This window comes from Planktothrix sp., from assembly GCF_046067725.1.
In the GTDB taxonomy this organism is placed as follows: Bacteria; Cyanobacteriota; Cyanobacteriia; order Cyanobacteriales; family Microcoleaceae; genus Planktothrix.
In genome coordinates, this window is record NZ_JBJUDF010000305.1 from 1 (window position 1) to 5,487 (window position 5,487).

Annotated in this window: 3 protein-coding genes, 1 tRNA gene and 1 pseudogene; 1 reads left to right on the plus strand and 4 read right to left on the minus strand. The window is 42.3% G+C overall.

Features of this window, described 5'->3' with window-relative positions; genetic code table 11:
* Nucleotides 1-170: 170 nt before the first annotated feature.
* From ACKPEB_RS18995 to ACKPEB_RS19005, 3 genes and pseudogenes are all read right to left on the minus strand, one after another.
* Nucleotides 171-923 (minus strand): annotated as a pseudogene (locus ACKPEB_RS18995) (SUMF1/EgtB/PvdO family nonheme iron enzyme).
* A gap of 190 nt (nucleotides 924-1,113) precedes the next feature.
* A tRNA-Leu gene (locus tag ACKPEB_RS19000) sits at nucleotides 1,114-1,194 on the minus strand.
* Between the two features lie 193 nt (nucleotides 1,195-1,387).
* Nucleotides 1,388-1,894 carry a type IV pilin-like G/H family protein gene (locus ACKPEB_RS19005; RefSeq protein WP_408966542.1) on the minus strand — a complete coding sequence of 169 codons (507 nt, stop codon included), beginning with the start codon at nucleotides 1,892-1,894 and terminating at the stop codon, nucleotides 1,388-1,390.
* Between the two features lie 296 nt (nucleotides 1,895-2,190).
* Here ACKPEB_RS19005 and ACKPEB_RS19010 point away from each other — a divergent pair, with 296 nt between their 5' ends.
* Nucleotides 2,191-3,066: a LysR family transcriptional regulator gene (locus ACKPEB_RS19010; RefSeq protein WP_408966543.1), complete on the plus strand. Its 876-nt coding sequence runs from the start codon at nucleotides 2,191-2,193 to the stop codon at nucleotides 3,064-3,066.
* Between the two features lie 108 nt (nucleotides 3,067-3,174).
* Here ACKPEB_RS19010 and ACKPEB_RS19015 read toward each other — a convergent pair whose 3' ends face one another.
* The gene (locus ACKPEB_RS19015; protein ID WP_408966544.1) at nucleotides 3,175-4,890 is read right to left on the minus strand and encodes an EamA family transporter; all 1,716 of its coding nucleotides are present in this window, start codon (nucleotides 4,888-4,890) and stop codon (nucleotides 3,175-3,177) included.
* Nucleotides 4,891-5,487 lie beyond the last annotated feature (597 nt).

Genomic DNA, 5,487 nt, shown 5'->3' on the forward strand with positions numbered 1-5,487 from the left:
TTTTTTCTAGGTTCGGTGCGCTCTCGTTCCTTTCGTCTCTCAAGCGCATTTACCAATGTATCTAACCTTCACGGGTTTGTCAACCCCTTTTTCCAACTTTTTTTTCCTTTTTTGAGAATCCTTGCTCCGAAGGAGTTTGAGATTCTCCGAATTCAGGAGAACCTGATCATTTAACTGGAAGCACAGCGAAATCTAGCAAAAATTTGTCGAACGTGGGGATGATGCCAATTGCGGAAGCTACATCGCATGGCCCAGGAACGGGTAGCCCAACTGCCTCGTTTTAAAATTCGGTGTTGACCATCAAAGTAAACTTGAGAATACCCATAATAAGGACAAGGTTGGAATCCTTCGTAACCCTCAAAAATACTGGATGTCCATTCCCAAACGTTACCTAGGGTATCGTAAAGACCATAGGCACTAATGCCATTGGGATAAGCGTTTACGGCAGTAGTTTGGGATTGGCTTTGATTACAATTACAGGATTCGGAAGTCAGTTTTGCCTCTCCCCAAGGATAGGATTGTTGGATATGATCTGTTGTATTCCAGGAGGCTGCTTTTTCCTATTCAGTTTCGGTGGGTAATTGCTTCCCGACAAAGTTACAATCGGCTTCTGCTTCATACCAACTCACCCCGCAAACTGGATGATGTTAATAGATAGGATCATCTAACCAATAAAGGGGTTGATGAACAGGGTTTTGTTGTAACCATTGCCAACCTGCCGTTGACCACCATTGAGAATTTTGGTAGCCTTGGGCTTTGATAAATGCTCGATACTGTCCACAGGTAACCGGATAACGTTCAATCCAATAGCTTTCTAAATAGCGTTGATGAGCAGGTCTTTCATTATCAAACGCTTCTGGTGCGCTACTCCCCGTTGTAAATTCTCCAGGAGGAATCTTGATTAAGGTAGGAGATGGATTCAGTTAAGATATGTTTATAGTGCAGTTGGAAATGGTAGTGGGTTTATAGGTTCCCGTTGCTAAATGTTGTAATTGTAAAACGAAGGCGATCGTTTCAGAATGTTGACTTTCGTGTTGCAGAATAAAATTCCGGAGATGTTTTTGTGCTGTGAAAGTCTGACGAGAAGGTAAATTCTATTGTTTAATAGGTCAATGCGGATGGCGAGACTCGAACTCGCAAGGGAAGCCCACACGCCCCTCAAACGTGCGCGTATACCAATTCCGCCACATCCGCTTATTAACACTGCTGCAGTTAATTTCGCAGCCAAGTTACTAATATAGCACAGCCATCCTTACCTGTCACCCCCTTTTGAAAACTTTTTTTGCAATTCTGGGTCAGTTCTTCCCTACTTAGTGTGGTAAAGATTGAGTCAAAGGCTAGAAAAGTCAAGTATAAATCTGAAAATCATGACAATATCTCTCTAATTTTAATCCAGAAATTTCATAGATTCCATCAATTCAGCATCAATGGGACAACGAACTTGATAAAAGTTGGGAAAGGGTGGCTGAATAGGAGTTGGAGCAGTAAAGGTAGAGCGAGGGCTTTTACAAATTCCTCCCACTAAGATAACCGATTGATTGTTATTAATCTTAAAGATTGCCCCAGAATAACTAACGCGACGCCAAGTAATCGGAATCGCTTCAAAAAATACCCGATCCGATGCCACCGTCATTTTAAATTGATAAGTTCCAATACCTTTTGAAGTTCCTCGATATAGGTTTTCTAAGTTAGGAGTAAATTTACCGTAGTTTCTAAATTGTTTATTCTGATTCTGAATTAAACTTCTTAAAATTGATCGACCTTGAGCTTGCTGACCGCGACGAATTGTATTATCAAAGTGAAAAAACCCGATGGCAAACACAATCAATAATAAACTTGAAAATGATAAATATATCCATCCTATTTTTGAATTTGAAAAGTCAAATTTAGACATAGACTCATGAACAGCTTAATATAAATATTTCGGTCATCTTAATGAATGATGCTAAGTCTACTATAACCGTTCCCAGGGTCAAAGCGATTAAAATTTACTATAATACAATTTAGTTTATTAAAGTTTACTCAACGTTTTCAGAAAAACTGAACTAGAGAGTAAAATAATCCTGATCCGATTTAGGGCTGAGTACCCTTAGCTTACAGATCCTACAATTTTATTTTTTATACGGGCTACTTCAAAGTGTGTGTCCAGAATATAGAAGCTCACAGCTAATCGCTAAGGGCTTAACGAAGATGAACATTGACCAATTGGAAATTTTACTGGCGGTATCAGAATTGGGAAGCTTTTCAGAAGCAGCATTGAGTTTAAGTATCTCTCAATCTGCGGTCAGTCGAGCGATCGCTTCTTTAGAAGATGAACTCGGTGTACCCTTACTGCTGCGAGGACGGTTTGGTGCTCGTCCCACCTTAATTGGAGAACGGGTGATGTTACACGCCCGTAAAATCTTAGAACTCCGAGAGAAAATTAATTATGAAGTCAACTTAGAAAAGGGTTTACATCGGGGCAAAATTCGAGTTGCGTCTTTCCGTAGTGCCGCAACCCATATCCTCCCTTCAAAAGTTGCCTTATTTCGCAACCGTTTTCCTGATGTAGAACTCAGCATTACTGAAACTGATCCATTAGGGATCGAACAAGTGCTACGCACGGGTCAAGTCGATATTGGGTTACTTCCCTTACCCCGTTCTGAAGAATTTCAAACCTGGGAAATCGCCAGAGATGAATATGTGGTTTTGCTTCCAAGCACCATCGCTGAAATTCCCAACACCTTAACCTGGGAAGAACTCTCGACCTACTCTTTTATATTATTCAATTATGCTGAATGTACCTCGGCGGTGCGGGAACATTGGGCTAAATGGGGACAATCGTTAAAAGTTGCCTATCAAATTAAAGAAGATTCAACGATTGTTAGCATGGTAGCTCAAGGTTTAGGAGCCGCCATATTACCCCGTTTAGCCGCTTTACCCATTCCCCAAACAGTACAAGTGAGAGCCTTACCTGTTCCGCTAGAAAGAGTGATTGGTGCGGCCATCTGGTCAAATGGTTTCCATGTTCCCGCTGTTTTCGCGTTTCTGGATGTTTTAAGAGGAACAGGGGTATTTTCCCAATGATAAAGTGTTGTCTGTTAACGGTTTACGGTTAATAGCCGACATCAGTAAGCACTTGTTGCCAAACGGTCAAGACTCAACCGTCTACTGTCCACCCTCTACGATTAATATCTAGCTGGCTTTACGTTTGGTGGCGATCCAGCGTTCAAAACCAATGGCGCCCACACCCAAAATCACAAAAGCCATTCCGTAGATTTGTTGCCGTTTAATCGCCTCACCAATAATCCAGAAAGCAAATAACGCCGTTAACGCAGGCCCGGTTGTTCCGATAATCGAGGCTAAAGCTGCACCCGTCAAACGAACGGCAAAATTGTTTAATAAATAACTGGATAGAGTTAGAACCCCTAACACAACACCCCCAATGATTAAACTGTTCCAAACTCCAGGTTCCAGACGAACTCCTAAGTTTTCCGGTAATACCATTAAACTCAGGGCTGAAAACACAAAAACTGTCGCAAAGTTAACCAAGGTAAAAGGGATGGGATGAAGTTTTGTGGTTGCAATTTGTGTGAGTAAGGTAAAACCTGCAAAGGCGACACCCGCACAGATAGACGCTATGACCCCTAACTGTACATTTCCCATCGCTATATTTGGATTTGGGGCTGGTAAACAAAGAATACCGCCAGCCAAAATCGTAATCATCGCCATCACTCGGATTAATGTCGGTCGATCTCCAAATAAAGCCCAAGAGGCGATCACCGTGACAATCGGATAAATAAAGAAAATCGTAATTGCAATTCCGGTGGGAATTTCACCAATGGCTACATAGATAGCAACTTGGGATAAAAATAAGAAAAATCCACTCCCAATAACCTTCAACATTAAGCGACGATCACCAGAGTAACAAAAGCGTCGCAAATCTGTCCACACTGGAGGATACAGGAACGTTGCCACCATAGGCATCAGTGCCATGACCACAATCAGGCGGAGTAACAAAATTAATAAGGAATTTCCAATCCCTGGAGCGATAATCCCTTCGAGTGAAAACAGACCAAAGATTTCACGGGGCGCAGGACCTTTGAGAAGAATCTTGAGACAGACGTTAAATAACGACAGGGATACAGCCGATAGCAACGCCAAAAATAAGCCAAATTGCACCGAATTTGAGGACTTCTGCTCTAGTACCGGGGCTTGCCGTTGTTGAGTCGATGCAACCTTTGCTGCTGGAAGTGCGCGACTGAGAATGGAGCCTGAAAGTTCCCGTGGCTGATTATCTCCTGGGAGTGTTGGAATTTCTGCTTGCTGTTGCAAACGAACAATAATGGTTTCCAGCAAAGTTTCCACTTGCTGTTCAAGAGTTTGCATATTGTTCAAGCGTCGAGACAGGTCACTTTGGTAGTGATTTAATTCTTGTTGTAATGCTTGGAATGTATGGTTAAGGCTTGTTTCCAAAACCGCTTCTAGCTCTCGATTACTAATATTTTCATCGTTGGGATCAGACAGAGGAACAAATCCACTCGGATCACTGGCTAATAACGGTGAATCACTGGCTGCTTTAATTTGATTGATCCGTGCAATTAAGGCTTGTTCTACATTACGAGCAACAATTTGGGTCAGTTGTTTCAGCCAAGCTGGATTAGGAGGAATACGATCAGACAATGCTTGGAACTGCTGGGATTGCAGTCGTCGATATTCCATTTGCAGGCTTTCAATATCCTCAATTAAGCGAAGCTTATCCGCTTGGAGTCGTTGAATGTCCTGAGACATCTGTTCCTTCATTTGGCAATGGAACGCTTCTAACTCCTGCATCACCGAACTGAGGATTTCGTCTGCGGGTCTGGTTTCTCCCGATCCAAAGGGTGGCGGTTGATTGTCCTGTGTCCCCATTCGTGATTAACCTCTTATTTATCTGCTCATTCAGCTATTCCGCCACTCATACCCACGCAGCCTGTGTCCGAGTTTCACAATCTGACTCCGATGAAGGCACCACGCGCGAAAATGGCGATTGGGGTAAAATTTCCCCTAAAACTTGGTACAGACCAAGCTGGGTCAGTTTTTACACCATAGCTCATTCTAAGATTGACGCTCTCCCCAATCTGCTTTCATCAGATGCGGGAGATTCGTCTATAGAGTGTAACTCTTAAAGGTTGAGCCAAACAACCCCTATTTACTCTGATAGAGCGTTTGTAACTCTATTTTCATAAAAAACTCCTAGAGGTTGGAAACCTTGTATCTTCAGAGCCAGGAGGAAAACCGATTAGCGGCTTTAGCCGCCTAGTTATTAGATTGTCAACACCAAAATCTACTTTCGCTATATAATAGCTGTAGACAGAGGACTAATTAATGTATCTGACTCAAAAATGTCAAATTCGTGACCTCAGTAAGCAAGAGTTCCTTGCCTTGAGAGAACTGTGTAGATTGAGTAAAAACCTTTACAATGTAGGGCTTTACTCGGTTAGACAGTTCTATTTTTCTGAACAAAGA

Bases quoted from the DNA above. Each gene is read 5' to 3' on its own strand.
- ACKPEB_RS19015 (WP_408966544.1), bottom strand. From the start codon at position 4,890: ATGGGGACACAGGACAATCAACCGCCACCCTTTGGATCGGGAGAAACC.
- ACKPEB_RS19010 (WP_408966543.1), top strand. From the start codon at position 2,191: ATGAACATTGACCAATTGGAAATTTTACTGGCGGTATCAGAATTGGGA.
- ACKPEB_RS19005 (WP_408966542.1), bottom strand. From the start codon at position 1,894: ATGTCTAAATTTGACTTTTCAAATTCAAAAATAGGATGGATATATTTA.